Annotated in this window: 28 protein-coding genes; 15 read left to right on the forward strand and 13 right to left on the reverse strand. The window is 47.0% G+C overall.

The features are described from left to right. Nucleotides 1-47 precede the first annotated feature (47 nt). Nucleotides 48-503: a PaaI family thioesterase gene (locus DXT99_RS02345; RefSeq protein WP_115564125.1), complete on the reverse strand. Its 456-nt coding sequence runs from the start codon at nt 501-503 to the stop codon at nt 48-50. Between the two features lie 39 nt (nt 504-542). Here DXT99_RS02345 and DXT99_RS02350 point away from each other — a divergent pair, with 39 nt between their 5' ends. The 3 genes from DXT99_RS02350 to coaD all read left to right on the forward strand — a co-directional run bounded on the left by DXT99_RS02350 (nt 543) and on the right by coaD (nt 2,609). Continuing rightward, nucleotides 543-1,028 carry an NUDIX domain-containing protein gene (locus tag DXT99_RS02350; RefSeq protein ID WP_115563920.1) on the forward strand — a complete coding sequence of 162 codons (486 nt, stop codon included), beginning with the start codon at nt 543-545 and terminating at the stop codon, nt 1,026-1,028. Nucleotides 1,029-1,117: 89 nt separating this feature from the next. Next, nucleotides 1,118-2,005, forward strand: coding sequence for a DUF3822 family protein (locus DXT99_RS02355; protein WP_115563921.1), 888 nt, complete (start codon nt 1,118-1,120; stop codon nt 2,003-2,005). Between the two features lie 124 nt (nt 2,006-2,129). Then, the gene (coaD, locus tag DXT99_RS02360) at nt 2,130-2,609 is read left to right on the forward strand and encodes a pantetheine-phosphate adenylyltransferase (protein ID WP_115563922.1); all 480 of its coding nucleotides are present in this window, start codon (nt 2,130-2,132) and stop codon (nt 2,607-2,609) included. Here coaD and DXT99_RS02365 read toward each other — a convergent pair. Further along, entirely contained in the window at nt 2,563-3,243 is a 681-nt protein-coding gene (locus DXT99_RS02365; protein WP_115563923.1) for an NUDIX hydrolase, read from the reverse strand. The genes coaD and DXT99_RS02365 overlap by 47 nt on opposite strands. Nucleotides 3,244-3,354: 111 nt before the next feature. Here DXT99_RS02365 and pyrE point away from each other — a divergent pair, with 111 nt between their 5' ends. After that, nucleotides 3,355-3,993 (forward strand): orotate phosphoribosyltransferase, encoded by a 639-nt coding sequence (pyrE, locus tag DXT99_RS02370; RefSeq protein ID WP_115563924.1) that lies wholly within the window; start codon nt 3,355-3,357, stop codon nt 3,991-3,993. 263 nt (nt 3,994-4,256) lie between these two features. Further along, nucleotides 4,257-4,754: a metallophosphoesterase family protein gene (locus tag DXT99_RS02375; RefSeq protein WP_181885001.1), complete on the forward strand. Its 498-nt coding sequence runs from the start codon at nt 4,257-4,259 to the stop codon at nt 4,752-4,754. Between the two features lie 111 nt (nt 4,755-4,865). Here the strand turns inward: DXT99_RS02375 and DXT99_RS02380 are convergent, their stop codons facing one another. Further along, on the reverse strand, nt 4,866-5,093 hold the full coding sequence (locus tag DXT99_RS02380) for a hypothetical protein (RefSeq protein WP_115563926.1): 228 nt from the start codon (nt 5,091-5,093) through the stop codon (nt 4,866-4,868). A 78-nt stretch (nt 5,094-5,171) separates the two neighbouring features. On the opposite strand from DXT99_RS02380, the gene DXT99_RS02385 reads away from it, so the two are divergent. The 6 genes from DXT99_RS02385 to DXT99_RS02410 all read left to right on the forward strand — a co-directional run bounded on the left by DXT99_RS02385 (nt 5,172) and on the right by DXT99_RS02410 (nt 11,323). Further along, nucleotides 5,172-6,218, forward strand: coding sequence for a threonine aldolase family protein (locus DXT99_RS02385; RefSeq protein ID WP_115563927.1), 1,047 nt, complete (start codon nt 5,172-5,174; stop codon nt 6,216-6,218). A 393-nt stretch (nt 6,219-6,611) separates the two neighbouring features. Continuing rightward, entirely contained in the window at nt 6,612-6,950 is a 339-nt protein-coding gene (locus DXT99_RS02390; RefSeq protein ID WP_115563928.1) for a P-II family nitrogen regulator, read from the forward strand. A 60-nt stretch (nt 6,951-7,010) separates the two neighbouring features. Further along, nucleotides 7,011-8,330: an ammonium transporter gene (locus DXT99_RS02395; protein WP_115563929.1), complete on the forward strand. Its 1,320-nt coding sequence runs from the start codon at nt 7,011-7,013 to the stop codon at nt 8,328-8,330. Between the two features lie 252 nt (nt 8,331-8,582). Beyond that, nucleotides 8,583-9,704: a porin gene (locus tag DXT99_RS02400; RefSeq protein ID WP_115563930.1), complete on the forward strand. Its 1,122-nt coding sequence runs from the start codon at nt 8,583-8,585 to the stop codon at nt 9,702-9,704. 220 nt (nt 9,705-9,924) lie between these two features. Beyond that, nucleotides 9,925-10,548, forward strand: a complete 624-nt coding sequence (locus DXT99_RS02405) for a DNA-3-methyladenine glycosylase family protein (protein ID WP_220273343.1) — start codon at nt 9,925-9,927, stop codon at nt 10,546-10,548. 163 nt (nt 10,549-10,711) lie between these two features. After that, complete coding sequence (locus DXT99_RS02410; protein ID WP_147294156.1) at nt 10,712-11,323, forward strand: hypothetical protein; 612 nt, start codon at nt 10,712-10,714, stop codon at nt 11,321-11,323. Between the two features lie 44 nt (nt 11,324-11,367). Here DXT99_RS02410 and DXT99_RS02415 read toward each other — a convergent pair whose 3' ends face one another. Both DXT99_RS02415 and DXT99_RS02420 read right to left on the reverse strand, forming a co-directional pair. Next, complete coding sequence (locus tag DXT99_RS02415; RefSeq protein ID WP_115563932.1) at nt 11,368-12,279, reverse strand: DUF58 domain-containing protein; 912 nt, start codon at nt 12,277-12,279, stop codon at nt 11,368-11,370. A 6-nt stretch (nt 12,280-12,285) separates the two neighbouring features. Beyond that, nucleotides 12,286-12,702: a septal ring lytic transglycosylase RlpA family protein gene (locus DXT99_RS02420; RefSeq protein ID WP_115563933.1), complete on the reverse strand. Its 417-nt coding sequence runs from the start codon at nt 12,700-12,702 to the stop codon at nt 12,286-12,288. A 131-nt stretch (nt 12,703-12,833) separates the two neighbouring features. On the opposite strand from DXT99_RS02420, the gene DXT99_RS02425 reads away from it, so the two are divergent. From DXT99_RS02425 to DXT99_RS02435, 3 genes are all read left to right on the forward strand, one after another. After that, nucleotides 12,834-13,184: a DUF3276 family protein gene (locus tag DXT99_RS02425; protein ID WP_115563934.1), complete on the forward strand. Its 351-nt coding sequence runs from the start codon at nt 12,834-12,836 to the stop codon at nt 13,182-13,184. A gap of 142 nt (nt 13,185-13,326) precedes the next feature. Next, nucleotides 13,327-14,424: a redox-regulated ATPase YchF gene (gene ychF, locus DXT99_RS02430; protein ID WP_115563935.1), complete on the forward strand. Its 1,098-nt coding sequence runs from the start codon at nt 13,327-13,329 to the stop codon at nt 14,422-14,424. A 99-nt stretch (nt 14,425-14,523) separates the two neighbouring features. Further along, nucleotides 14,524-17,163 (forward strand): DUF7619 domain-containing protein, encoded by a 2,640-nt coding sequence (locus tag DXT99_RS02435; RefSeq protein ID WP_115563936.1) that lies wholly within the window; start codon nt 14,524-14,526, stop codon nt 17,161-17,163. Between the two features lie 133 nt (nt 17,164-17,296). Here DXT99_RS02435 and DXT99_RS02440 read toward each other — a convergent pair whose 3' ends face one another. The 5 genes from DXT99_RS02440 to DXT99_RS02460 all read right to left on the reverse strand — a co-directional run bounded on the left by DXT99_RS02440 (nt 17,297) and on the right by DXT99_RS02460 (nt 22,245). Next, on the reverse strand, nt 17,297-18,262 hold the full coding sequence (locus DXT99_RS02440; RefSeq protein ID WP_115563937.1) for a glycoside hydrolase family 5 protein: 966 nt from the start codon (nt 18,260-18,262) through the stop codon (nt 17,297-17,299). 78 nt (nt 18,263-18,340) lie between these two features. Further along, nucleotides 18,341-19,537 carry a thioredoxin family protein gene (locus tag DXT99_RS02445; RefSeq protein ID WP_115563938.1) on the reverse strand — a complete coding sequence of 399 codons (1,197 nt, stop codon included), beginning with the start codon at nt 19,535-19,537 and terminating at the stop codon, nt 18,341-18,343. 83 nt (nt 19,538-19,620) lie between these two features. Then, nucleotides 19,621-20,094, reverse strand: coding sequence for an HIT family protein (locus DXT99_RS02450; RefSeq protein ID WP_115563939.1), 474 nt, complete (start codon nt 20,092-20,094; stop codon nt 19,621-19,623). Between the two features lie 86 nt (nt 20,095-20,180). Then, nucleotides 20,181-20,843, reverse strand: a complete 663-nt coding sequence (locus tag DXT99_RS02455) for a DMP19 family protein (RefSeq protein ID WP_115563940.1) — start codon at nt 20,841-20,843, stop codon at nt 20,181-20,183. A 79-nt stretch (nt 20,844-20,922) separates the two neighbouring features. Beyond that, a complete protein-coding gene (locus DXT99_RS02460) occupies nt 20,923-22,245 on the reverse strand; it encodes a type IX secretion system plug protein (protein WP_115563941.1) in 1,323 nt (440 codons plus the stop codon). A gap of 162 nt (nt 22,246-22,407) precedes the next feature. Between DXT99_RS02460 and DXT99_RS02465 the strand changes: the two genes are divergently transcribed. Beyond that, nucleotides 22,408-23,271: an SDR family oxidoreductase gene (locus tag DXT99_RS02465; protein WP_115563942.1), complete on the forward strand. Its 864-nt coding sequence runs from the start codon at nt 22,408-22,410 to the stop codon at nt 23,269-23,271. Between the two features lie 6 nt (nt 23,272-23,277). On the opposite strand, the gene DXT99_RS02470 is transcribed toward DXT99_RS02465, so the two are convergent. The 3 genes from DXT99_RS02470 to DXT99_RS02480 all read right to left on the reverse strand — a co-directional run bounded on the left by DXT99_RS02470 (nt 23,278) and on the right by DXT99_RS02480 (nt 26,575). Next, nucleotides 23,278-23,727 (reverse strand): OsmC family protein, encoded by a 450-nt coding sequence (locus DXT99_RS02470; protein ID WP_115563943.1) that lies wholly within the window; start codon nt 23,725-23,727, stop codon nt 23,278-23,280. Between the two features lie 114 nt (nt 23,728-23,841). Further along, on the reverse strand, nt 23,842-25,197 hold the full coding sequence (locus DXT99_RS02475; protein WP_115563944.1) for a sensor histidine kinase: 1,356 nt from the start codon (nt 25,195-25,197) through the stop codon (nt 23,842-23,844). Further along, entirely contained in the window at nt 25,187-26,575 is a 1,389-nt protein-coding gene (locus tag DXT99_RS02480) for a sigma-54-dependent transcriptional regulator (protein ID WP_115563945.1), read from the reverse strand. The genes DXT99_RS02475 and DXT99_RS02480 overlap by 11 nt, the downstream gene beginning before the upstream one ends. Nucleotides 26,576-26,670 lie beyond the last annotated feature (95 nt).

Below are 26,670 nucleotides of genomic sequence, written 5' to 3' on the forward strand. Positions count from 1 at the left end.
TCTAAACTATGAATTTCAGGTAAAGGAAACAACACAAATAATGAATTTTAATCTCTACGCTGTATATCGCCTGGGGTTATGGTAGCCATTGTAGCAGTGGCCTTTGCGATAAGCAAAGGGTCATTATTTTCTTTCTCTACATAAATTTCAGCCTCACAGAAGTGCAGCCTGCGCCCGGGCTTGATGACATATCCCTTTGCTAAAAGCTTCTCTCCCACCCCCGGATGAAAGTAGGAAACCTTCAGCTCTGCCGTTACGACACTAGCGCCTTTGGGCACGAGGCTAGCAGCGGCAAAGCCCGCCACAATGTCCGATAATGTGGCGATTACGCCGCCGTGGGTAAAGCCTTTATGCTGCTGGTGCTTTTCTTCAAGGGCTAATTCGCCTTCTATCCTGCCAACTTCTATCTTTGTTATATCAAAGCCCAGGAGCTTCATAAAGCCCTGCTGCTCTAATTTTTCACGTATGTCCTGCTCAAAGTCAGGATTGAATGTCTTGATCATGCAGTAAATGTACTGCCTAATACCTATAGCAAGCAAAATATGCCTGAACTGAACCCCAAAGCCGCAGCCTACGCTGGCAAGCTTCGCGTGCGCGTATGTGGCATCTGTATACACAACGACAAACTGCTGCTGGTGCGCCATGGCAGCACTGTAGATAACAACGCCTTCTGGGCCCCGCCGGGAGGCGGGCTGCAATACGCTGAAACAATGCAGGCTTGCCTGAAGCGTGAAATACAGGAAGAAACCGGGCTGGAAGTGCAGGTGGAGCGCTTCCTGTTTGTGAATGAATTTCTGCAGCCGCCCCTGCACGCGATCGAGTTTTTCTTTAAATTAGAAGTGACAGGAGGTACTTTAGGCACAGGCACAGATCCGGAGGCAGCTGCCGGTGAGCAGCTGATTGAGCATGTGCAATGGCTGACAATAAAAGAGTTGCAGGCCATTCCTTACAGCGACAAGCACAGGGTACTGCAGCTTCTGCTCTCTCTTGACGATCTGCTGGGTCTGGACCATTATTTTATCCCGTAGCGACTGCTTTGCTGCCTTCTGCCATATTTTTTTTATACTTGCAGAAGTGCACCAATGCGCAAAGCAGCTAATTCCTACAGCTATATATTTTGAACACCATCAACACACATTACCGGCTCTCCCATAAAATAGAAGATGAGGCTTTCAGCCTCTCGCAAGCCCCTTACTGTAATTTATACTTGTCGCTTAGCCAGAAGGCAATCAGACTGGCTGTGGTCGATACCGTACGGAATAAATTTGTGGTGCTGGAGGATTATGAGCTGATCACGATTTTCACACCGCTGCAGGTAGCCGAACAGCTCCGCCTGATTGCTGCTGAAAACCTACTTTTCCAGGAACAGCACTGGAATACGGTCCGCGTTTCTTTTAGTAACCTGCACTTCACGCTTGTTCCGGAAACACTTTACGACCCTACCCATAAAGAGGACTACCTGCGCCTGCACAGTGAGTTGAATCCGCTGCAGGATGTGGTGCTATCGTACCGCCACGGTGGCCTGGAGGCCCTGAATATTTTCTCAGTGGATGTAGCATCTTATGAAGCACTTCAGGAGCTTTTCCCCCGGCAGCCTGTTCAGATCGTGCACCAGACCAGCTCCCTGATCCGAAGCGTGCTGCACCACACTGATCGCACTGCTGTCCGTAACATGAATATTTTTGTGGAGCGCAACTATGTTACAATCCTCGTAGTAAGCCAAAACGGACTGGAATTTTGCAATGTGTTCCAGTACCAAAGCCCGGAAGACTTCATCTATTATATCATTTTTGTGATGCAGGAACAGAAGCTGAACCCGGAGCAGGAAACACTTACTGCATGGGGCGATATCACGCATGACTCCTCCCTGTTTAACATACTGCAGAAATACGTGCGCCATATTAAACTAGGCAAGAAACCGGCGGATGTAGAATACAGCTATAAATTCCATGACATGTTTGAGCACCGGTATTTCGAGCTCTATAGCCTGCACCTGTGTGAGTAAATCAATTTTAAATTTTGAATGATTGAATAAACATGCAGACTTTACTTTAGTCCATTCCTCAAGTTCATTCTATATCAATTTGCTACATTCAGTTATTTAAAATTCAGTTATTCAAAATTAGACCATGAAAAGAATTGCCCTGTTCCCCGGTTCCTTCGACCCCTTTACCAATGGCCATTACGATGTGGTGATGCGAGGTGCTAAACTTTTTGACGAGGTGATTGTGGCCATCGGGAACAATAGCAGCAAGCAGCGCTATATACCCATCGAGAAAATGTTCGAGGTCATGACACGGCTGTTTGAGGATCAACCCAACATTAAGGTGCAGACGTTTAAAGGACTGACAGCAGAGTTTGCCCGCGAGGTAGGGGCACAGTTTCTGCTTCGTGGCTTGCGCAACACCACCGACTTTGAGTATGAAAATACCATTGCGCAGGCAAACCGCCAGGTAAATAACGACCTGGAAAGTGTGTTTCTAATTACCTCACCGCTGCTTGCCGCTATCAGCTCCTCTATTATCCGGGAGATTCACCGCTTCGGAGGCAATGTGGATCAGTTTATACCTTTCCAGTTTTCAGAGATTGCAGATAGTGCCGGACAATAAAAGCAATGGATGTATAAGCTTTAGGTAGTACTTCCACCACTTCTTCCGGTGTCATCCAGCGTACTTCTTCAATAAATTCTTCTGCTTGCGGTTTCATCAGGCTATCGTCGGAACAGCTCATCACGTACCAGTTGGTCTTCTTGAGGATTTTTTTCCCTTTGAAGGCGTAAGAGTGCCAGGTTTTCGGCAGCTTGTCCACCACTTCTACCTGAATATTACACTCCTCCTCTACTTCACGGAGTGCCCCGTCCTGTACTTTTTCTTTTTTATTCAGCTTCCCCTTCGGAAGGTCCCATACCCCTAAGCGGTAAATCATCAGAATCTTGCCGTCCTTCAGCACCAGGCCTCCTGCAGCCTTCACTATTTTAAATTGATCTTTGAGATGCGCGATCAGCTTTTTCTTTTTATCCGTTACCAGGGTCAGCGAGCGCAGCTTTTTCAGCTTCTTTACCTCCATTAACCGCACAATACGGTCAATCAGCAGCGCATCGGCATCTTTTACCAGCACATCCCCGACCAAATCTTTGGAAGTGAAGTGATCAGAAGCTTTCAGTATCAGGTCGTACTCATGCTTGTACACCTTCTCATTTGCCTTTTTAAGAATCAGGGGAATATCGTTGATGAAAACATTCATGCGCTTAGGTGCTTCTGATGAAGAATTCTAAATTTACACAAATCAATAAATATTTCGCTTGAAACAAAATTTGCAGGCTTAAAAAGGAAGAATATTTATGTAATTTCGGCCATGGATTCTACGAACACAGCACATCAGGTAGCCTCTTTCCTGCTGGAAACCGAGGCAGTAAAACTTAGACCAGCCCAACCTTTTAAGTGGAGCAGCGGCTGGAACTCCCCTATTTACTGCGATAACCGCGTGACCCTCTCCTTCCCGTACATCCGCAGCTATATTAAGCAGCAACTGGCTGAGCTCATTAAGCAGCACTACCCCGAGGCAGAGGCCATTGCCGGAGTAGCCACAGCTGGCATAGCTCAAGGCGCACTGGTAGCCGACCTGCTGGAAATGCCTTTTCTGTACGTGCGCCCGGAGCCCAAGAAGCATGGTATGGGCAACCAGATTGAAGGACGACTGTTGGAAGGCCAGAAAGTAGTGCTGGTAGAAGACCTTATCTCAACAGGTGGCAGCTCTCTGAAAGCCGCTGAAGCAATAAAGGCCGCCGGTGCCGAGGTAATCGGGATGGCTGCCATTTTCACTTACGGCTTTTCTGTGGCCGATGACAACTTCCGGCAGGCAGGCATCTCACTCTATTGCCTCAGCAACTACAATGCGCTTATAGAGGCCGCAGTATCCAATGGCTATATCCAGGCTTCTGCCATGGATGCGTTGGCGCAGTGGCGGGAGTCTCCGGAGACCTGGGGGAATTAGCCTGAATTTGGATTTGCAGGATGTTAAGATGAGCGGGATCTATCTGCCATATTAAGTTATTATCACGTGGACTTTACCTTAGGTGGATACCTGCAATTCCGGGTCAAACCACCCCTGCCCCTCCTTGTCCAAGGAGGGGAACTTGTTCTTGCAACTGTTATTTACTATGTTTTAGCTGCTGTTTCTTTTGCTGTAATGCAATCATGACATAACCACTCCAGCTTATCTGCAGTAAACCTGAACCTACTGCAAAACAACTGATCATGAAAATAGGCCTCCTCTCCGATACCCACTCCTACCTCGACGACCAGATACTGCGCCTGCTCACTGGCTGTGATGAGGTATGGCATGCCGGTGACTTTGGAACGGCAGAGGTATCAGAGCGCCTGCGTGAGATAGCGCCGCTGCGGGGAGTATATGGCAACATTGATGGACAGGACGTACGGAAACGGCACCCCAAGGTAGAGCGCTTTGAGGTGAATGGCCTGGATGTGCTGATGACGCACATTGGCGGGTACCCGGGCAAGTACCACCCAGATGTTCGGGGCATGATCAAAGAAAGCCCGCCGCAGCTATTCATCACAGGTCACTCACACATCCTGAAGGTGATGACAGATAAGAAACTGAACAACCTGCTCCACATTAACCCCGGGGCAGCAGGCAGGCATGGCTTTCATAAAATAAGGACCATGGTGCGCTTCGCCATTGAGGCTGGCCAGGTGCGGGACCTGCAGGTAATTGAGCTTGGCAAAAGGGCATAAAAAAAAGTGTGTCTGCCGTGGCAAACACACTCTGAAATCTTTTTAGTAAGCCGCCGCCATTTGCTGGAATAGCAGCGGCAGGCAGATGGGCTTACGTACCCCTAAAAAGAACTACTCAGCAGAAGTTTCTTCTGTAGATTTTTCTTCTGTCTGTGCAGCAGGCGCCTCAGTGTTCTCCTCTTTCTTGTTTTTCGGAGCCTCACCGAACTGAGCTCTCAATTCGTCCATGTCAACGTTCTTGATAACTGGCGTCGCCAACAGTTGCTTAATCCTTGCTACTCTGTTGTTTGCTCTTGCCTTATTCTTACGGTCTTTTCTTTTTAATCTAGTAACTCCCATCGTTGCAATAATTTAATTTGAACGGCAAAAGTAAGTTATTAATTTTACAAAGTAAAGTATTTCCAGAACCAAATTGACATGCAAATAACAGATTTACGCTCTGACACCGTTACCAGACCCACTCCGGCCATGCTTCAGGCCATGTTTAGCGCAGAAGTGGGCGACGATGTGTACGGCGAAGACGCTACTATTAATACCCTGGAGGCTAAAACAGCCGCCATGTTCGGCATGGAAGCCGGCCTCTTCTGCCCTTCCGGCACTATGACCAACCAGATTGCCATCAAAGTGCATACACAGCCGCTTACAGAGGTGATTTGCGATGTTACAGCGCATATTTACCAGTATGAGGGCGGCGGCATCTCTTTCAACTCCAGTGCCTCTGTGGCCCTGGTACAAGGCACCCGCGGCAAGATGACGCCACAACAGGTAGAGGCGCATATACGGCCGCTTGACAACGTGCACTTCCCGGAGACGAAGCTGGTAGCCCTGGAGAATACCTGCAACAAAGGCGGCGGCACATTTTATACCCTGGAGGAGATTGCAGCCATCTCAGAAGTTTGTAAGCGCCACAACCTGGCCCTGCACCTCGATGGTGCCCGTGTTTTCAACGCACTGGCTGCTTCCGGGGATAAGGCGCAGGACTATGGCAAGTATTTCGACAGCATATCGATATGTCTGTCCAAGGGCTTGGGTGCACCTGTTGGCTCTGTTCTTTTGGGCAGCAAAGACTTCATCAAAAGGTCACGCAGAGTTCGTAAGGTACTGGGTGGCGGCATGCGCCAGGCAGGCTATCTGGCTGCTGCCTGCATCTATGCGCTTGACAACCATGTTGAGCGTTTGCAGGAAGATCATCGTAAAGCGAAGGCCATGGAAGAAACCTTACTTCAAACGGATTATGTGGAGAGTGTACTGCCGGTAGAAACGAACATTGTTATCTTTAAATTGAACAACAAATACAGCGACAAGGCGTTTGTGGATTCTTTGGCTAAAGAAGGTATCCGTGCCTCCAGCTTTGGTCCGCAGATGATACGCTTTGTAACCCACCTCGATGTAACGGAAGAAATGTTGCAGCATACGCTGCAGGTACTCAACGCCATGAGCCAGGCAGCAGTTGCCACTTCATAATTTCCTGGATGTCACTCACTTCTTAATTGAATAGCGCGGGAAGCTTCCCGCGCTATTTTTTTGCCTTCCTTTTCCCAGTACACCACCTTCCATAGCCTTGAAGCATTACCAAATTCCCCAGCCTTGATAAGACAGCTTTCAAAGCTTCTGTTTACTCTTCTGCAAAAATATTCTAAACATCGCTCTGGTATACAGTGCACCCATTCTAAAAATACAATATTTTAAAAAAATTACACTTTCACTATCACCCTAATATCAATCACCCTTATTTTTTGAATATTTATCAAATAATCAAAGCACCCCCTATTGGCATATGGGGGTAATTACATAATTTAGACAAAAATCACAAACACCCCTATATAAAATACACACCTAAACCTAAAATTCCACTTTATGAAAAAGATTGAAGCCATCATCAGAACATCCAAGTTTGAGGATGTCTATGAAGCCCTCACCGAAATCGGTATTGCCTTTATGACGACATATGATGTAAAGGGATTCGGTTTAGAACACAGTTCGTCGCAGGTATACCGTGGCGCGACCTACAATGTTGGGTTCATACCCAGAACGAAGATTGAGATGACCGTGACCGAAGACCATGTGGACGAAGTGGTGGAAACAATTCTGAAGGTTGCTAACACTGGCAAAGTAGGAGACGGCAAAATCTTTATAATGGATGTGGAAGCAGTTATCCGCATCCGGACCGGGGATGTCGGTGAACTCGCCCTATAGTATCCACTCTACCTTTCACATAAAATAATCGAAATCAGTTTTAACCTTAACATTTAAACCATGTCACAAGAATTATTTGTCACGAACAACGTCTGGATGATGGTCTCCATTTTCCTGGTTTTCGTTATGCACCTCGGTTTTGCCACACTGGAGTCTGGCCTGGCCAGATCGAAGAACACGGTAAACGTGCTTTTTAAGAACAGCATGATTCCCGCCATCGGGCTTATTACGTACGCGCTTTGGGGCTTCTCCATGATGTACCCGGGAGAAAGTTTCGCGGGAGGCTTCTTTGGCTTCTCCAACTTTGGGATTCCACTACCGGAAGGCGGTGAGACATCCGCTTATAACGAAGGCTACACTTTCTGGACAGACTTCCTCTTCCAGGGCATGTTTGCCGCCACTGCCGCTACCATTGTTTCGGGTGCAGTGGCAGAACGCATTAAGCTTTCTGCATTTATTATCTTCTCCCTCCTGTTTGTGGGACTTTGTTACCCGATTGTGGGTATGTGGAAATGGGGTGGCGGCTTCCTGAACACGCTGTCTATTCCTTTTTATGATTTCGCTGGCTCTACCATTGTACACTCTGTAGGTGGCTGGGGAGCGCTGGCGGGCATCATGTTGCTGGGCTCCAGAATAGGAAAGTACGTGGATGGCAAAATTAAGCCTATCCCAGGGCATAGCATTCCACTGGCTACCATTGGGGTATTTATCCTGTGGTTGGGCTGGTTTGGCTTTAACGGAGGCTCGGTGCTTTCTGCAGACCCTGGTGCCGTATCGCGTGTGTTGGTTATGACGAGCCTGGCAGCTGCTGCAGGTGCTATAGGCGGTTGCTTATTCTCCCAGATAATGTTCAAAGCAAGTGACATTACCATGGTACTGAACGGTATACTCGCTGGCTTGGTAGGCATCACGGCTGGCGCCGATCAGATGGGTGTAACAGACTCCATTATCATAGGCTTTATTGCCGGTGCGCTGGTGGTATCAGCAGTGGCCTTTTTTGACCGCATTCGCATCGATGATCCGGTGGGCGCGCTTTCTGTGCACCTGGTATGTGGCATATGGGGTACGCTGGCAGTAGGCATCTTCGGGGCATTGGCAGGCATAGACCAGCTCATTAGCCAGCTTATCGGCATCGGTGCTATCGGTGTTTTCAGTTTTGTATTTGCCTTTGCGGTGTGGTACGTGCTGAAGCTAACGATGGGTATACGTGTGAGTGCAAGAGAGGAAATAGAAGGCCTCGATATCCACGAGCATAAAATGCATGCTTATCCTGACTTTAACGGAACCGGCTTCGAAATGAGCCTGGACGAAAAGGAGATGATGATAGCCTCTAACTCACGCAACCACAAAGAAAAAGAAAAACCGGTTGTAGCCGAATAAATACCCCCCTCCTCTTAGATGACATGGAATAAAACAAGTGGTAATGCGGTCAGGCATTACCACTGTTTTACCAAAGCAAGAAAAGCTGAACAAGCAAAGCTTTCACGTCTCTACTTCCAGTGGTCAGGACACCACTCTTTCCTATAAAAATTAGATACCACTTCAAAAACGGCAATTTGAGAAGTGGCGAAAATAGGTCAGAGCAGACAAATACTTCTCTTAAAAATACTCCCAAAACCAAAAAGCAAGAACATGAAAAGGTTTTTATCACTCATCGCAGCTACCTGCCTTGCAGGTACAAATTTAGCAAATGCACAGGAAATTGCAACGGAAGAGACCAAAGGCGCTCTTACCATAAGCGGCTATGTAGACGCTTATTACCAGTATAACCTGAATAAACCTGAGTCTGGCTTAAACCAGGGCAGGATATTTGACTCAAAGCATAACAATTTTGCGCTTGGCCTGGTGCAAACTATGTTTACCTACACCAAGGGGCGGGCACATGTGGTGGCAGACCTCACCTTTGGGCCTAATGCAGAGTTGGGTAACTTCGGAAACGATGGAACGGCACGTTTTATCAAGCAGGCCTATATATCTTATGACCTTACTCCTAAGCTCAACTTCACCATCGGGCAGTATGGCACACACATCGGATATGAGTTGATAGACGCACCGCTAAATTATAACTACAGCCTCTCATACCTCTTCGGAAACGGCCCCTTTTACCACACGGGTGCCAAGCTAAATTACGCATTTAACGAGAAAATTGGCCTGATGCTGGGCGTAGTGAACGGTTGGGACTGCCTGTCGGATTTCAACAACAAGAAATCAATCACAGCGCAGGCGCATATTGCACCAGTGCCCGGTTTAGACATGTACCTAAACTGGATAGGAGGTGATGAGTATAACACCTTGTCGAATTTCGGTGGCACCAGAGGCTGTTATACCAGCCTTTATGATTTCACTTCCTCTTATCAGCTTAACGATGCGCTGAAAGTGGGCATCAATGCCGCGTACGGTGCCTTTTACTCCGGAAACACGGAAGCAGACCCTACTGATCCATGGTCTGACGATGCAAGCTGGGGAGGTGGCGCATTATATCTAAATTACGCCACCAGCCCTACCTTTGGGCTAGGCCTGCGCACGGAGTATTTCTCAGATCCGGAAGGTGTCCGTTACTTCGGCCCGATGGAGGTTGCCTCCCTTACATTAACAGGTGATATAAAATTAGCCGATGGCAACTTGAACATCAAGCCGGAAATTCGCTTCGACAAGTCCAAAGATGCTTTCTTTGAAAACTCAAATGGTTTAAACACAAAGAAAAGCCAGACAACAGTCGGAGCTGCTTTCATTTACTCCTTCAGCACCCAATAAGTATAGCACTTACTTATCCCTCCCTTGCTGTTAAGCAGCATTATACTGTGAGCAGCAGGCTTGGTTTCCCAGGCACTCCGCTGCTCACTTTTCTTTTTTATACAGGGAGTAACTCTTATTAGAATCTATCCGGGAACAAATATGGATAAGCACAGGACATTTACTGCAAGTTGGCAGAGTCTGAAAAATTTAGCTATTTGTGTTAATATATTGAAAAGCTATGTTTCCTGATTCCCCTTCTTCTGAAGTAATGGCTGTGCTGGAGAAAGATCCTGTTATGGCCGCAATTATCAGCCAGGGGCAGCCACTGAAATCATCAAAGTCTGAAGATTTATACTACAAGTTACTTAGTTCTATTGTATCGCAGCAACTGAGCACAAAAGTGGCGGCCGTTATATTCAGAAGGTTTACAGCCTTGTTTCCAGACGAATACCCGCAGCCACAGCTGGTGCTGCAGGCGCCGGATGAGGCATTGCGAGGCGTTGGGTTATCTTATCAGAAGATTGGCTATGTGCGTAACGTAGCTGCTTTTGCAGCAGAAGGAAACCTGAGCCATGCTACTATTAACGCCATGGAAAGCGAAGACCTGATAAAACACCTGACGCAGATAAAGGGTGTTGGGCGATGGACAGTGGAGATGCTGCTGATGTTTGCCCTGGAGCGGCCTGATGTGTTTCCGGTGGATGACCTGGGTATACAGAACGCCATGAAGCGGCATTATGGATTAGAAGAAACGGGCAAGGCGCTGAAGCTACGGATGCAGGAAATAGCAGAAGACTGGCGCCCCTACCGCACTATTGCCAGCAAGTACCTTTGGCAGTCGCTGGACAATATGCCGAAGTAAAGCGGCCGGGCTTTGATGGTTTCAGGATCCTTCTTTCCAGCTTGCTTCCTTTTGATGGCTCAAACAGGCTGATAAAGAAAATATACTAAGAATCGATACACAGCATGCAACGCTTTGAATGCAAAACTGCTCTTCTTGTTATAGCACCTATGTAAAACAGCTTATGAACAAAGGATTCCTGTACACACTATCAATTTCAATTCTTTTTTCAATCTCTTCCTGTGAGAGAGACAGCGACATAGCCCCCATAGAAGAGGTTGTTCCGCTACAGGTAGGAAATGAATGGGTGTACGAAGTAACGGACTATGACACGAACGGAAAGCCTTTAACCAAAACCTCCTATAAAAATACTGTTCAGAAAGACACGATAATTCATAACAGTACCTGGTACATCTTAAACAACGGGCAGATTGTGCAGAATAGCCGCGACGGCTACGTTTATTTTAACAAAGCCGGCAGCGAAGCCGTCATGATTTACCAGAGCCCCGACTACGGCGGCATAGGCTACATGTATGAACATCAGGATTACGATTTGTGGGTACTGACTACACGAAGCCAGCAGCTGGATACTGTCACAACTGCTTCGGATACTTACCCCAGCTATGTTTTCAAGATAGAAAATCAATATAAGTCTCAGTTCGACGGTACTACGCACACGCTCAACCAAGAAGATTATGTTGCCCCCGGCGTTGGACTGGTTCGTACTGATAAGCATTATGCAGACTCAGATAAGGTAATGCAGCGCCATGAATTGGTGCGCTATACACTAAAGTAAAGCGGTAATGCAGTGGCTGAAAAGCCTGTAAAAGAATTGCAATGCTACCTCACCTTACCCCGCTTCACGAGGTAAGCGTAAAGCACCTTATCGAAAGGTTCGCTGATATCGACCGGCACAAAATCTATTCTATACTGCCCGCATTTCAGTTCCAGCTCGCGCTTATAGCTCTCTACGGCAATGCGGTAATGCTCCCGCACCTGTGATGGCTGCAGTTTCAGCTCCTGCCCTGTCTCCACGTCTACGAACACATAAGGGCGCTCGGCAAAGTCAAACTCCTCCTCTGTTTTCCGGTCCATTACATGGAAAATCAGGACTTCGTGGTTCTGGTGCTTCAGGTGCTGAAGGGCGGCAAAAGTAGACTCCAGGTCGTCCTGCCGGCTGAGCATATCACTGAAGATAACTACCAGTGAGCGCTTAGGTATCTGCTGTGCAATCTGGTGCACGACTTCTGCCACATTGGTGTCGTTTGCAGCGGGCTTCTGCTCCAGTTGCTTTTGAAGGAGCAGCAACAGCGTATGCAGGTGCGAACCTGTGGAGCGCACAGGAGTTTGCATCTCTATTTTATCAGAGAAAGTAACCAGGCCAACGGCATCCCGCTGCTTGCGGAGCAGCGTAGCAAGGGCAGCAGCACAAAGGGCAGAAAAAGTAAGTTTACCGTTATTTTCAGTGGGGTAATACATGGATGGCGATACATCCAACAGCATATGGCAGCGCAGATTAGTCTCTTCCTCATACCGCTTCACAAAGAGCTTATCGGTGCGGGCAAAAACTTTCCAGTCGATGTGGCGGGTGCTGTCGCCATTGTTGTAAAGCCGGTGCTCTGAGAATTCCACTGAAAAGCCATGGTATGGCGACTGATGAAGCCCTGTAATAAAACCCTCCACCAGCTGTTTAGCCAGAAATTCCATGTTCTCAAATTTCTGAATGTCGGCAAGAGTAAGTGGCTTCTTCATGATGCGTTAGTTTTTCGGGGTGGCTTCTGCTTCTGAAACGTCAGGTAACAGCTCTTGTTGCTCTGCCGCGTCCTTTTTCACTTCATCGAGCCGCACCAAAGCACTACCCTCCCGGATTAAACCAATCTGCAGGGCAGCAGCTCTGGATACATCAATGATGTTATGGCGGCTGCGGGCCATGCGGTCGTTCACCGTCACTACCACTGCTTTGCCGTTTTTAAGGTTTGTTACCCGCACCAGGGTGTTGAAGGGAAGTGTAGCATGTGCAGCAGTAAATTTCTCCTTATCGTAGCGCTCCCCACTGGCAGTGCGGTGTCCATGCAGGCGGTCGGCGTAGTAAGAGGCTTTTCCCTCTGCTGTATAACTTGCTGTGCTATTTTGCAGCGAAAGAATAAATAAGAATACTATTGAACAGAAATTCATAGTAATTCATTTTGGTCCAACTGCAAATATAACGGGAAAAAATTATCTTAAATTTTAAATTCGAAAACTTTTATATATCGTAAATAAATTTTACTTTTAGGTTCACAAAGTTGAATTTAACGTTTATAACGGTGGAAGAGAACAACGAAAAAGCAGAAATTTATTCCCAGAGGGTAAGAGCAGGGAAGAGAACGTATTTCTTTGATGTGAAATCAACTCGTTCGAATGACTACTACGTGACCATCACGGAAAGCAAGAGAAAGTTTAACGAGGAGAGTTTTTCATACGAGAAGCACAAAATTTTCCTGTACAAAGAAGACTTCGTAAAATTTATGGAGGCGCTTCAGGGAACAATCGATCACGTTAAATCTGAGCTTTTGACAGAAGAAGCCCTGGCCTCTCTCGAGGAAACTCCTGTTCCTGTTGCAGAAACAGAAGCAGCGGCAGAACCTTCTTTCGGCAATGAGTTAAAGTGGGAATAACCCTTCCCTCGTTTCATAGAAAACAAACTCAGCCCATGGTCCTGCCATGGGCTTTCTCATTTTATGCCCCTTCTGTTCTACTGCCTCTGAAATGCTGGGCAATTTTTCGTATATTTGCGGCCTGATTTAAAAGATATTTATAATGGGACTCAGATGCGGAATTGTCGGACTGCCAAATGTGGGCAAGTCTACGTTGTTCAACGCTATTTCTAATGCAAAGGCAGAATCTGCCAACTACCCTTTCTGTACAATAGAGCCAAACGTGGGCGTGATTACGGTGCCTGACGAGCGCCTGCTGATACTGGAAGAGCTGGTGCACCCGGAGCGGGTACTGCCAACCGTAATCGAGTTTGTGGACATCGCCGGCCTGGTGAAGGGAGCCAGCAAAGGGGAAGGCCTCGGTAACAAGTTCCTCGCCAACATCCGCGAGGTAGACGCCATCATTCACGTGGTGCGCTGCTTTGAGGACCCGAATATTGTGCACGTAGCCGGAAAAGTAGATCCTATCTCTGACAAGGAAATCATCGATACTGAGCTTCAGTTGAAAGACTTGGACTCGGTTGAGAAGAAACTGTTGAAAGTTGTTCGCGCTGCCAAGTCCGGTGATGCCAAGGCAAGAAAAGAGCATGCCAGCCTGGAAAAGTATAAAAACCACCTGGAGGCAGGCCTGAATGCTCGAAGCCTGGAGGTAACGGAGGAGGACCTGGAAGCAGTTGAAGACCTGAACCTGCTCACAGCAAAGCCTGTAATATATGCTGCCAACGTAGATGAAGACTCTATGAATGATGGCAATGAGTTCTCAAAGGCGCTGGAAGAGCACGTAAAAAACGAGAATGCGCAGGTAGTGTTAATTTCTGCCTCTATTGAAGCGCAGATTGCGGAGCTGACAGACCCGGAAGAGAAAGAAATGTTCCTGGCGGAGTATGGCCTGAAAGAGTCAGGCCTGAACAAGCTTATCCGCGCTTCTTACCAGTTACTGAACCTGATCACCTATTTCACAGCGGGTCCGAAAGAGGTACGCGCCTGGACGGTTGGCCGGGGCTGGAAGGCACCTGCTGCTGCCGGTGTGATTCACTCTGATTTTGAAAAAGGCTTTATCCGTGCCGAGGTAATCAAGCTAAAAGACTACCAGGAGTACAAAACAGAAGCGAAGATAAAAGAAGCCGGTAAAATGGCTGTAGAAGGAAAAGACTACGTGGTACAGGATGGTGACATTATGCACTTCCGCTTTAACGTGTAAGCCAACAGATTAAAATTGTACAAAAAGAGACCAGTTCATAGCTGGTCTCTTTTTTTTTTAGTGCTATATTTGGTTATTAATATATAACCTGTTCCTCTCATGAGACAAACCTATACCCTACTCCTTTTTCTGGCATTATTCTCTTTTGCCGCAAATGCTCAAAAGGCAGTGCTGTTGCACAGTTTTGAAGATGCCAATAGCTTTTCAGATTTTGTGCTTGCGGAGGAAAAGCTCTTCCTGAGCAAGAGCTCCAGCTTTGAGGTATACAACATGCCGGATGGCCACACCTTTCATATACCCAAAGTAAGAACCTCTGATTTGTTTGCAGACATAACAATGGGTGGTGTGGGAAATGAAATAATTTACAATACAGAGAACGGCAACATCAACATCACGGAAGGCATACAAAGCCGGGAAATTCTTCCCTTCCATCGCAGCTACTCCATTAGCACAGGTAAAAACTTTACGCTGGCCATAGTAGCGCCTATTGATACGGTACTGAAAGTAGTGGCAATAGACAGAGTAACGAAGGAGGTAACAACTTTATTTGAAAGAAACGTGTGGGTTTATGGCACAAAATTAAGCTATCTCGAATCAGGAGATCATATGTTTTTCACTATCCAAATGGAGGATAAACGTGTAGAAATTCATCAAACCGATGGTAGCAGAGAAGGTACGATATATATAGGTGATGTAAAACCAATAAATTATAGCGACAATACCTACGGCTATTTAATGAACAATGATGAAGAGGTTTATTATGTGAGTGTTGATCAGGAAACAACTGGCCATACCCCAACCGCTACACAGTTTTATAAACCTGGAGAGCCACACATCACACCGATTGACGCTGTATTAAACATAGGTCTTTACGAGGACCAGACATATGGCAGAAATAATGTTTTTTACGGATATGATAGGCGGTCTAAAACATTAGTCAAAACGCAAGATGGCAGCTACAGTAATGTATTTGAAGTAGATAATTTTATTTCTTTTCAAGATGAGTTTCTTTCTAATGTAGTCTTCTCTGCAAACAGCAGTGCCATTGCATCCGGAGATTCTTTGGTGACCTTGTTTGAGACAAACGGTACTTCAACCGGCACAAACCTGATTGCCGAAAATGTGGACGCCTTTTTTAATAAAAAGTCTGTTATAGAATATGAAGGGTATTTGTATTTCTTTAAATATGATGCCGTGAATGGGCGCGAATTGTGGCGCTACGATGGAAATAAAGCCTACCTGGTGGAGGACATTATACCTGGCACAGCAGGACTTTTTGAGCCTAAGTTCTTCGTTTATCAGGATGAACTATACTTTACGGCACGGCATACAGAAGAAACCAGCAGAATAGATCTTTACAAGCTTTCTGACACTGCATCCGAAATAAAGTTAAACAGTTTTGCTGACTACAACAGTAATGGTTTAAAAGATCCGGAAGAGCCCTTCATCCACAACATGACATACAACCTGGCAATACAAAACCAGCTCCTTTACACCAGCGACAAGATAAACAATATTAACCTGGAACACGGCACCTATACCATAGCACCGGTTGCGAAGGAAGGCTGGCTTCCTACTTCAACGGAGCAGCAGATAACTGTTAATTTGCCTGAGGACAATGGTAGTAGTTACAGCTTTGGCTTTACACCTCAGCAGCGATTAACGAAAGTAAATGCATCCCTCATGTCAGATGCAACACGTTGCGGCTTCCCAACTCCTTATACCTTGCACTACAGCAATAGCGGCTTTACCAAAGCGAGCGGTACTATCAAGGTGAAGCAAGAGGCAAAGTTCAACTATGAATCAGCTTCCCCGGCCCCAACCAGGATTAGTGGAGACACCCTCATCTGGCAAATAAATGACCTGGAAGTAGGAAAGAAAGGCACTATCACGCTGCACTTTACCATGCCGGGCGTAGAACATATGGGCGATACGTTGATTTCAAACCTGCTCACAAGCTTTAAATCTCCTGACACTGAGAGCACACACGCTGACACCACTATACTACAGCAGATACTTACCTGTTCTTATGATCCAAACGACATTCAGGCGAATCCGGCAGGCATAGGCGAAAAGCACCTGACACTGAAGAACCAGGAACTGGAGTACCTTATACGCTTTCAGAATATGGGCACTGATAAAGCGTTCAACATTGTAGTGCAGAACGAACTACAGCAGGAATTCGACTTAAGCAGCTTTAACATTATTGGTAGTAGCCATGATATGTACTCTGTTGTAAATGGAAACCAGGTAAGCTTCCACTTCAACAACATACAACTACCTGATGACAAAACAGATGAACCAGGCAGCCACGGCTATATTTTGTACAGTATAAAGCCCAAAAGTGGAATGCCCGATAGCACCATAGTGGAGAATCAAGCCTTCATTTACTTTGACTATAATCCTGCTATTGAAACCAATGTTACTTTCAATACCCTTGTAGATAAGCTGCCTCTCAAAAAAACAGTTCTCTCTGTTAGAGATGACTTACCAAAAGATGCCTTGGTTGTTTTCCCAAATCCAGCTAGTGGCTTTGTAAGAGTGGACTGGCTTGCAGGTAATACCGCCGCCCTTACCTCCTACAGCATCATGAACAACAAAGGGCAGCAGGTGCTACAGGCAGAGTTCAATATACAGGATGTACATCAAATAGATGTGACTGCCTTGCCTCCAGGTTTGTATTTACTGAAAGCAATGAAGCAGGGCCAAATCTTCACTAAGAGAGTCATCCTCCGGTAGCGAACAGATGAGAAGAAGATAAGGGCCATTATCAAACCAAAAAGCGGCACAGGACTATTCCTGTGCCGCTTTTTGGTTCTGAGCCAAATTTTAAATTTGGGTATAATTAGCATTCATGTACGTGCAGCAACGCTTACTTTTGCTTTGCATTATAGCTCCTCAAAAGCTCCCGGCTTTTCTTACCAGACTCCTTCATGTCTTTCTCTTTCCAACCACCTTCAGCATTAGCAGTGGGTAATAAAACAGAGCAGGTTTCATCTTTATCAGATACAGACCAGGTAATCCAGCTCACTTTGTTTTTCTCGGACCAGTTTATCCATTTCTGCCACTCTTCTACATTAAGAGGCCCGTCACCAGTAGCTTCCATACCTGCAGATTCCGATATAAAGATTGGCAATCCTTTACTCAAGGCATAGTCGCCACGGTCACGGAGGGATTGCTTATGGGTGGCAGCATAGTAATGTAATGTGTACATCAGGTTGTCATAGCCTGTAATAGGTGCATCGGCCGCAAGATGAATGTCCTGATCCCAATGCGGTGAGCCTACCAGAATGATGTTATCCGGATCTATGGCCCGGATGGCTGCAATCACTTCGGTGGAATAATCCTTTACCTCCTCCCACGATTCCTCATCAGGCTCATTGAAAATCTCATAGATCACGTGCGGGTGTTTGCCATAGGTCTGCGCCATCTCTGTAAAAAAGGCCTTGGCTTCCTTCAGGTTAATGTTGTGGCTATGCCAGTCGATGATGACATACATATCCTCTTTGATGGCCGCATCCACCACTGCCTTAACCTTCTCCTTCGACCATTCAGGCTTTTCGAGGTAGCCGTTTCGGGGTTCGATGCCCATCGCAGCACGTACCACTGTGCTGTTCCAATCCTCCTGCAGCCATTTAACTGAACCGGCATTGTAGAAACGGGGCCAGAAGTTGTGCCAGCCATAGCTCATGCCACGCAATACGATTGCCTCGCCATTCATGTCCTTCAACTGTGTACCGTCTACCGTTAGCTGGCCGTGTTCTTTCACTGATTGCGCATTTGTTACAAAGTTGCAGCCTGCAAGTGCTAAGGCTGCCAGGGTTAATTTTATTTTCATTATGTTTAGTTTCAACGGTGAAGTGCATGCTGAGCCAGAAACGTAGTGAGTCCTTAGCATGCTCAGGATAATATGCTTTCATTTTTTATTTGCTGTTTGTAGTTCGGCAACAAGTTTCGCAGCTTCGCTACTCTCCTCCCCAGACTTACGGGCTACTGCTATAGCTTCCCTTGCTGTTTCTAAGGCCTGTGTGTCTCTACCCAATCTATGTTGAAGTTGTGCATATAGATTAAGGTTGTCGTAACTCTTTTCTTCTATAATTACCCTCTCCATTATTAGGTTGCCTAACTCCAAAGCTTGTATGTCTTTAGCGAAATGCTTCAAATAGATGGCTGTTTCGTACATGGTACGCCAGTCATCCCCGCTATGGCTTCTTCCATATTCCAAAGTTGCCTCTGCATACTTTACCCATTCTCCCTGCCCCTGATAAAAGTAAATTCTGGCTAATGAAGAAAGCCTGCTGGTATCTACAAAATTAGCAGCTATTGCTTGGTCCACTTGTTTAAGTAACAGGGCATCATCTTCTCTTCCTGCTATATTGGCTGACCCGGTGATGATTTTCTCAGCTTTGTGTTTTACCTCATCTTCTTTAAATAAAGGGGTGAACTTGTTCTGGTTTTCGAGAAAGTACTGCGTGGCGGGAGAGTGGAAGCTGAGATATTTTGTGAAGATATACTTTAAATTCTTTTCTGACTCTAATTGTTGGGCTGACTGTGATTCTAAGTATTCTCTTACAACTTTCTCTTCTGGACTATCTTTCTGATGGTAAGAAGTCAAGGCATTGCTGTAGTTGTATAGGAACGCAGGCGACCTGTCTCCGCTTTCGTACCTCCTTTTTAGTGAAAACAGGGCCTTCTCTGGATTGAAAGCGTCTTTGCCATCAAGTATGAATTCTTCAGCAGATTTAGCCGAGCCACTCTGATGCACCTGCACACCCTCCTTGTTGAAGTACATGTATGTGGGGAACGCATTTATACCATACTTTCCAGCAAGCGCTTCTCCCTCTGCACCATCCTCAATGTCTATTTTATAGCTGACAAACCTGGAATTATAGTAGTCAGCGACTTCCTTATCAGTGAATACTTCTTTCTCCATTTGCCTGCACCAGCGACAAGAAGGGGTATAGGCATATAGAAAGATTGCTTTCTTCTCTTTCTTCGCTTTCTGAAGTATTTTAGACCAAGAAGAATTGGCAAAGTCAATGCTTTTTCTCTCTTGGGCTTCACACACCAGAATGACTGAAAAAAGAATTATGAGTATTAAGTTAATCTTCATTTAATAAGTTTGTTTTATGGCATAAAACGGTACTGGCACATGAGGTGAGCAAGGCGTAGCCGTAGCTTTACTCATATGCTTGACTATGCAATGTTATTCTTCCTTATTAGCTCAGCTACCATTGCCAGTTCCTTGTCGTTAGCTCTCTCAAAGTCGTGAGAAGATATATAACCCTCATAAGTATCAAAGTACTTCTTGTTGTTTGAATGTATAGGCTTCCAGTTTTTCAAGTCACCTGTTCCATGCATAGGGAACAGTTTAGTATGAACATGATCTACACCAAATCCTTCCATCATCATGCCTGTCCGACCAACATCTTCAAATGATTTATCTAAAAGCTTACTAACTGTTTTAGAAGCAACTGTTAAATCACATAACACCTTGTCTGGTAAGTCAAAGTTATAGCTTGGAAAATGGTCTTTAGTTATCACAACCGTGAATCCTTTGGTGTTCGGAAAGATTGAGAGAAAAGCTACATGTTTTTCGTCTTCCCATACTATGTGGGCTTTCTCCTGCCTAAGAGCTATTTTACAAAATATACAATTTTCTTCTTTCATTTATTAAATTGTCGTATATCGGTACTCGTGCATAATGTGTGCGAGGCGTAGCCGCAGACTAAATTATGTACTGTGTTGTGCGTTCGTTATTTTTCCGTTATCAGGAGTTCAGGACTATTTCGAATGAAGTCTATCTTTTTCGTCCTTAGCTCATCAACAAGGTTTGTTTCTATAGCCAAGCACTCACTATCCAGCTCTTCGAAGTTCTTACTGTTGCGGCTAATAAAGTAGGCTTTATCAATGTTCCAATTATGTACTACCCCATACATCTCTTCAATCTCCCCACTCAGTAGCATTTTCAGGTAAGTTCCTATACATTGCTCCAGAATCTCTACCATTTTCATGTTTCCCATGAGCTGATAGCCTTCAAGAGTATCTATAGCATAGGTACCGTTGTTTTGGTAGAAAAAGTCCCAGTAGCTACCATTTAGGTTTAAGTCACTTTCAAACAAATGAGTGGCGTAAACAGCCTGAACCCCTACAGGTAGACTCAGCAAAACTTCTCTTTCCCATTCTACCAAGTTCTTACCTTTGGGTGCTCTACCCGCTTTTTCTATCCTATTGTACACATAGTAGACTACCTTTTGCTCAAGCTCTTCATCACTCCACCCTTCAAGCTGTTCTTTAGTGATGTCAAAGGTCTGGCTAACCTGCTCCTTCAATTTAGACAAAAGCTGAAGACCAGGGTCAGTGGCTAACTGCTCTTCTTTATACTTCTTCTTAAGCTCCTGTCTTTTCTGTTTCTCCATTGATTCTAATGCCGCACAACTTACAATTATGCGTGAACATACGGTTATTGCCACTATGTATACGTAGGCACGCCCCTTCTTACTTCCTGTTAAAGAAAAGTTGCTCATACCCTACCAGCAGGTCAGCGCGGGTGCCGGGTGGGCGGTAGTATACCAGGATGTCGTAAATGTTATCTGTTTCGAAATGGCTGCCTTCAAAATAGCTGGCATCCGGAGGAGTAGCAGCATTTTGCTGCAGGGCATAATAGTAGTTATAATACCCCTGCTTGAGCAGCATCCGGCCGACATACACGTTACGCTCCGGGTCAAAAGCCATACGCGCCTCATCGGTCTGTTGCCAGTTCGTTAGCTCTCCCTGTATGTATACTTCACCCGGCGCCTTACCTGCCACCTGTAACTCGAAATCTACCCAGGTATAGTCTCCGTTTATGTCGCCGTAGCCATACTGCTTATTTCCGAAAATCCGCATGCCGTTGATATCCGGGTCCTGGGAATACGCCATATTTTGCCGGTTCCTGTCCGGCTCCAGGTTCACTTCAACAGGATTAGACTGCAGGTTGATGCTCTGCACACCAATGCTGCGGAAGTTCAGGCTACGGGTGTCAAACGCCCTGAACTCGCTCAGCCCCTTGAAAAGGTTTTCCGGCTCAAAAAACACATATTCCAGGCGGCGCTGCGCATCATGGATAAAGGTGGGCTTGCTGATTACTTTGGCATTATCCCAGCGGTAGTTCTGCCTCAGGACTGTCTTTACCTCCATCGCCGGATTCACCAGTTCGTAGTCCGGATACATGACGTTAAACTCCAGCGGCTGCCGTGTTTCTCTACCTCCGGGTCCTAATGGGGCACCGAGCTTTGCTGTAACAGTCAGGGCATTCTGGTACACCATCAGGCGTTGGGTCAGCAGGGGATTTCCTCCCTCCTCCTGCACCACCAGCAGGTAGTTTCCGCTAATTCTTACCTTCGGCACCACAAAGCGGTAGTGCACATACGGCACGCGCGTATTCACCGAAATCCGTGCATCGGTGATGATGAATTCATTGAAGTCGTACAGAAATTGCGTGTCGTTGAGCGTGGAAGGTGTCCAGTTAGCATCACAATGCTGCAGCTTCACCAGCAGGCGCTGTTGCCGTGCATTCAGCCTGTCGAACTCCAGCACAATGGGCTGCTGCTGTGCAAGAGGTGTTACCGCCGGGTTCAGCACCTCATCTTCCAGCCCGGTGGCCAGGTAAGCCTGCACTGAGGTGACAGTTTCATCATAAATATAATCCTCGTAGCGTAGCGCACTCTGGACAGTGCCACCGGTGGTAGTGGTACCCTGCTGTTCCAGGGGCACACAGGCCACAAGTCCGCAGGCAAGCAGGCCAGCGATAAAGTAAGTGTGGGTTATTTTTCTCAGCATATAGATTAGATGGATAAGGTGCCGTGTTATGTGGCAGACTTCTTTCTGAACGAAGATAGTAAAATATATTTTTTACTCTGCTGCATTCATTCTATTAGAAAGGGAATTGTAAAAGCAGCCTGTAGCACATATATTTATCGCCCCACCGGATAATTTTGAGCTATGAAAAAAGTATTACTGGCAGGTGCCACCGGGCACCTGGGGCAGCACCTGCTGCGGGAGCTTCAGCTGCAGGGACATACTGTAACAGTGCTGGCACGATCTGCCGCCAGGGCCGCAGCACTCTCTCCTGCCCCACATGCTGTATTGCTGGCCGATGCCACCCTGCCGGAGCAGCTAAATGGTTGCTGCAAGGGAATAGATATCGTTGTTTCAGCAATTGGGAAAAGTATAAGCTTGAAGAATAAAAGCCAGGGCAGTTTCCAGGACATTGATTTCGGCGCCAATTATAACCTGCTTCAAGAGGCAAAACAGGCGGGCGTGCAGCAGTTTGTTTACATCTCGGCGTTTAAGGCGGAGCAGTATCCGGAGCTGGCTTACTTCAAAGCCCATGCTGACTTTTCTGATGAGTTAAGGAAGTCTGGCATCAGCTACAGCATTCTTCAGCCGACAGCGCTGTTTTCTGCTTTCGATGAAGTGGTGGAAATGGCCCGAAAAGGAATGATAGGCTCTTTGGGAGACGGCCATTATAAAACGAATCCGGTATTTGAAGGAGATCTCGCAAAAGTGGCTGTGCAATGTATAGGGCAAGCAGCCGCAACAATACCAATCGGAGGCAAAAAACTCTACAGCCGCCTGGAACTGATACAACTGGCTTGTAAGGCAGCTGATTATTCAGGTGCTATACGGTCCGTACCGCTTGGCGTAGTGAACCCGATGTTACCACTGCTCAGGCCATTCAGCCGGAACTTGTATGATAAACTGGCGTTCCTGGTAGCCGTATCGTCAGAAGATTGTATAGCCCCTTTAGTTGGGGAGTATACGCTGGAGGAATATTTTGGCCTTGCTACAGAAAAGATAGCCTGACTCAGTTTATGCTTCTTCCATCTCAGTTATGATAGAAACGCCTGTCTCCAGCGTTTTTTGCACGGGGCACTTCGTTGAAATTAATTTCAGTCGCTTCCGCTGCTCCGGTGTCAGGTCTCCCACTAACCGCAGTTGCTTTGTTACCTGGGTCAGCTTGGAAACATTATCTTCGCAGTTCTCACAGTCTTTTGGATGCACGCGCCCGTGGCGCAGGAGCACCTCGGCCCGCTGCAGCGGCCACCCTTTGCGCTGGGCATACATGTGCAGCGTGATCACAGTGCAGGCACCAAGGGCACTTAAGATATAATCATAAGGGTCCGGGCCTGTTTTCATACCTGTCAGCACACTTGTTTCATCCATCACCATGTCCTGAGCACCTGCCCTGATGTTTGCTACCATCGGTGCCGTGCTGTCTGCACTCACTAATACCCCCTCTTCCAGCTCGTTGCTTGTCATACTATTTTTCAGTTGTTACTGATATACTATAAGCATTTCGCCTTGAAAGGTTGTAGCAGTTGAAGCAGGCTATACGGGGAAAAGCAGCATTTCACAGCAAACCTTCCGGAGTGGCTAAAACCGCAAAACAAAGGTGGTTCCTTTCTCCAGCTCCGACTGCACCGATATTGTTCCCTTGTGCAGGCGCATGATTTGCCGCGAAAGGCTTAGACCGATACCAGAGCCTGATTTTTTTGTAGTGAAAAAAGGAATGAATATTTTAGCCATGGCTTCAGGCGTCATACCGTGGCCGTTGTCTGTTACTTCTATGCTAATGCGGCTGCGCTCGTCGTGGTAAGCGCGTACTAGCACCTTACCTTCCGGCTGGTCCTGCACCGCCTCCATAGCATTTTTCACAAGGTTAATCAGCACCTGCTCTGTCATGGCTCTGTCAGCAGACAAAATCAGGCTATCAGGCGGCACCTCCAGCTGCAGTGCTACATGCTTTGCGGTAAGCTGCCCGCGCAGCAGCATCTTTATTTCCTGCAGCAGCTCCGTTACATTAAAATGAGTTAGCTGCGGCACGGAAATAGTTGTCAGGTTACGGAAATCATTAACAAAGTAGATAAGCCCATCAGACCGGCGGTTGATAGTGTGCAGGCACTGCCCGATATCTGCCAGCTCTTCGCGCAGCAGCGTCACCTCTTCAGCTGCTGTGTCTGTATAGCTGCTCACTTCCTCATAGGCACTTGCAGACAGTGAGGCAATCGGAGTCACTGAGTTCATAATTTCGTGGGTCAGCACCTTAATCAGGTTGTGCCATGCTTCCATCTCTTTCTCCTCCAGCTCACTCTGAATATTCTGCAGCGAAGCCAGGCGTATGCGGTCGCCCAGCACAGAGAGTTCTATCACGTGCACCGACAGGTTCGCCTGCTCTGCCCCCTGCCGCACAGGCACCAGCACTTTCTCGCCATTCTCCAGCTGCTGCAGGCCCAAAGCCAGTTGCGGACTCACGGCTTGCAGTTCCTGTACGTGTCGCAACTGGCCCACTTTCAGTAACTTTTTTGCCGCATTGTTCAGTAATAGTATAGTCCCGTCTGGTTTAAGCGTAATGATACCGATGCCGATATGCTGCACAATCACTTCAAAATACTGCATGTGCGCCTCTTTCTCTGCCCGCACTTCCCGGAACTTATCCATCACCTCATTCAGACGCAGCGACAGTTCCCGCAGTGTTTTGCCCTCTCCGCTGGTATAAAACTGCTCTGTGAAATCATCATACTTAATGGAGTTCAGAAAGCGGAGAAAGAGCTTGTTCGTGCGATCATAGAGGCGGATCAGCAACGCTATCTGCAGCAGAATAAATATGGCGAGACCAATAAAGGTGCTACGATAATCAGGGTTAAAACCGACCCAGGAGAGGGCATAAATGGAGACAGCCAGCAAAAGTATGCGCAGGACTAACTGCAGCTTATGGTTTTTAAAGCTCATACTTCTCGAGTCTTCGATACAAGGCCCCACGCGATAAGCCTAATTCTTTGGCGGCCTTCGAAATATTGCCATCGTGTTTTTGAAGGGCCCGTTGCACCGCCTCGCGCTCCAGTTCATCCAGGTCCAGGCTTGATGCCTCTAGCTGCGTTGCCGCAGGAACAGGCTCCGACTCAGCCAAAAAGAAGAAATCGTCAGCCTGCAGTTCCCGATTGTCGCTCATAATGGAGGCTCGCTCCAGGGCATGCTGCAGCTCACGCACATTACCGGGCCAGCTGTAAAGGCGCAGGCGTGCCAGTCCGGAATCAGACAGGCGCTTTACCGGCTGCCTGTACTTCTGCGCATATTCCGCCAGGAAATGCTCCGCAAACAGCGGTATATCATCCAGGCGCTCACGCAGTGGCGGCAGGTTGAGCTCTACTGTATTGATACGGTACATCAAATCCTGCCGGAACTCATTCCGCTGCACCATTTCTTTCAGCGGCATGTTGGTGGCACTAATCAGGCGCACGTTTACCGGGATGGGTTTATTTGTGCCTACACGTATTACCTCGCGGCGCTGCAGTACCGTCAGCAGCTTCGCCTGCATGGCTAGCGACAGGTTCCCGATTTCATCCAGAAAAAGTGTTCCCCCGTTAGCCGCTTCAATCCGACCTATCCTGTCTTCCTTGGCATCAGTAAAGGCGCCCTTCTTATGGCCAAACAATTCACTCTCAAAAAGCGATTCAGTTACGGCGCCCATGTCTACAGTTACAAATACTTTGTCAGCTCGGGAAGAACGCAGGTGGATGGTACGGGCAATCACTTCCTTACCGGTTCCGTTTTCGCCCAGCAGCAGAATGTCAGCATCTGTTCTGGCTACTTTATCAATAATGGAAAAGAGCTGGCGCATAGCGGCACTCTGGCCCTGGATAATGTTCTGCGGGGAGTTTAACTGCGTCGTGAGCGAGCGGTTTACTTCCTTCAGCTGGCTTAGCTCTCTATAGGAGTTGCGCAGCCTGGCCGCAGCTGACAGCGTAGCCAACAGTTTCTCGTTCTGCCAGGGCTTCAGCACAAAGTCGGTGGCACCTTCTTTCAGCGCCCTTACCGCCATCTCCACATCACCATAGGCGGTAATCATGATCACTACCGCCGAGGGGTCATACTTCAGAATCTCCTTCAGCCAATAGAAGCCCTCCTGTCCGCTTGTAATATCCTGGCTGAAGTTCATGTCCAGCAGGATCAGGTCGAAGTCTTCGTTGGAGACGAGGAACGGAATCTTTTTCGGATTTTTCTCCATCACCACCTCTTTGGCATGCTTGCGCAAAAGCATTTTGGCAGAGAACAGCACATCCTCATTGTCATCAATCACGAGTATACGACCTAAATTTTGTTCTTCCATTTTGAATCAGTGGACTTGTGTTTCAGCAAAACAGACAGCGAAATATTGTGCCAGTCTGATATTGGCTTAATTTAAAGGATTCCTGACAAATTTGG

The sequence above is a fragment of the Pontibacter diazotrophicus genome (assembly GCF_003367245.1).
Lineage (GTDB): Bacteria > Bacteroidota > Bacteroidia > Cytophagales > Hymenobacteraceae > Pontibacter > Pontibacter diazotrophicus.

Bases quoted from the DNA above. Each gene is read 5' to 3' on its own strand.
- DXT99_RS02365 (WP_115563923.1), bottom strand. From the start codon at position 3,243: ATGAATGTTTTCATCAACGATATTCCCCTGATTCTTAAAAAGGCAAAT.
- DXT99_RS02385 (WP_115563927.1), top strand. From the start codon at position 5,172: ATGCAAATAACAGATTTACGCTCTGACACCGTTACCAGACCCACTCCG.
- DXT99_RS02445 (WP_115563938.1), bottom strand. From the start codon at position 19,537: ATGAAGATTAACTTAATACTCATAATTCTTTTTTCAGTCATTCTGGTG.
- DXT99_RS02440 (WP_115563937.1), bottom strand. From the start codon at position 18,262: ATGAAAATAAAATTAACCCTGGCAGCCTTAGCACTTGCAGGCTGCAAC.
- DXT99_RS02465 (WP_115563942.1), top strand. From the start codon at position 22,408: ATGAAAAAAGTATTACTGGCAGGTGCCACCGGGCACCTGGGGCAGCAC.
- DXT99_RS02400 (WP_115563930.1), top strand. From the start codon at position 8,583: ATGAAAAGGTTTTTATCACTCATCGCAGCTACCTGCCTTGCAGGTACA.
- DXT99_RS02470 (WP_115563943.1), bottom strand. From the start codon at position 23,727: ATGACAAGCAACGAGCTGGAAGAGGGGGTATTAGTGAGTGCAGACAGC.
- DXT99_RS02420 (WP_115563933.1), bottom strand. From the start codon at position 12,702: ATGAATTTCTGTTCAATAGTATTCTTATTTATTCTTTCGCTGCAAAAT.
- DXT99_RS02455 (WP_115563940.1), bottom strand. From the start codon at position 20,843: ATGGAGAAACAGAAAAGACAGGAGCTTAAGAAGAAGTATAAAGAAGAG.
- DXT99_RS02435 (WP_115563936.1), top strand. From the start codon at position 14,524: ATGAGACAAACCTATACCCTACTCCTTTTTCTGGCATTATTCTCTTTT.
- coaD (WP_115563922.1), top strand. From the start codon at position 2,130: ATGAAAAGAATTGCCCTGTTCCCCGGTTCCTTCGACCCCTTTACCAAT.
- DXT99_RS02395 (WP_115563929.1), top strand. From the start codon at position 7,011: ATGTCACAAGAATTATTTGTCACGAACAACGTCTGGATGATGGTCTCC.
- DXT99_RS02350 (WP_115563920.1), top strand. From the start codon at position 543: ATGCCTGAACTGAACCCCAAAGCCGCAGCCTACGCTGGCAAGCTTCGC.
- DXT99_RS02405 (WP_220273343.1), top strand. From the start codon at position 9,925: ATGTTTCCTGATTCCCCTTCTTCTGAAGTAATGGCTGTGCTGGAGAAA.
- DXT99_RS02480 (WP_115563945.1), bottom strand. From the start codon at position 26,575: ATGGAAGAACAAAATTTAGGTCGTATACTCGTGATTGATGACAATGAG.
- DXT99_RS02380 (WP_115563926.1), bottom strand. From the start codon at position 5,093: ATGGGAGTTACTAGATTAAAAAGAAAAGACCGTAAGAATAAGGCAAGA.
- DXT99_RS02450 (WP_115563939.1), bottom strand. From the start codon at position 20,094: ATGAAAGAAGAAAATTGTATATTTTGTAAAATAGCTCTTAGGCAGGAG.
- DXT99_RS02415 (WP_115563932.1), bottom strand. From the start codon at position 12,279: ATGAAGAAGCCACTTACTCTTGCCGACATTCAGAAATTTGAGAACATG.
- DXT99_RS02375 (WP_181885001.1), top strand. From the start codon at position 4,257: ATGAAAATAGGCCTCCTCTCCGATACCCACTCCTACCTCGACGACCAG.
- DXT99_RS02345 (WP_115564125.1), bottom strand. From the start codon at position 503: ATGATCAAGACATTCAATCCTGACTTTGAGCAGGACATACGTGAAAAA.
- DXT99_RS02410 (WP_147294156.1), top strand. From the start codon at position 10,712: ATGAACAAAGGATTCCTGTACACACTATCAATTTCAATTCTTTTTTCA.
- DXT99_RS02460 (WP_115563941.1), bottom strand. From the start codon at position 22,245: ATGCTGAGAAAAATAACCCACACTTACTTTATCGCTGGCCTGCTTGCC.
- pyrE (WP_115563924.1), top strand. From the start codon at position 3,355: ATGGATTCTACGAACACAGCACATCAGGTAGCCTCTTTCCTGCTGGAA.
- ychF (WP_115563935.1), top strand. From the start codon at position 13,327: ATGGGACTCAGATGCGGAATTGTCGGACTGCCAAATGTGGGCAAGTCT.
- DXT99_RS02475 (WP_115563944.1), bottom strand. From the start codon at position 25,197: ATGAGCTTTAAAAACCATAAGCTGCAGTTAGTCCTGCGCATACTTTTG.
- DXT99_RS02390 (WP_115563928.1), top strand. From the start codon at position 6,612: ATGAAAAAGATTGAAGCCATCATCAGAACATCCAAGTTTGAGGATGTC.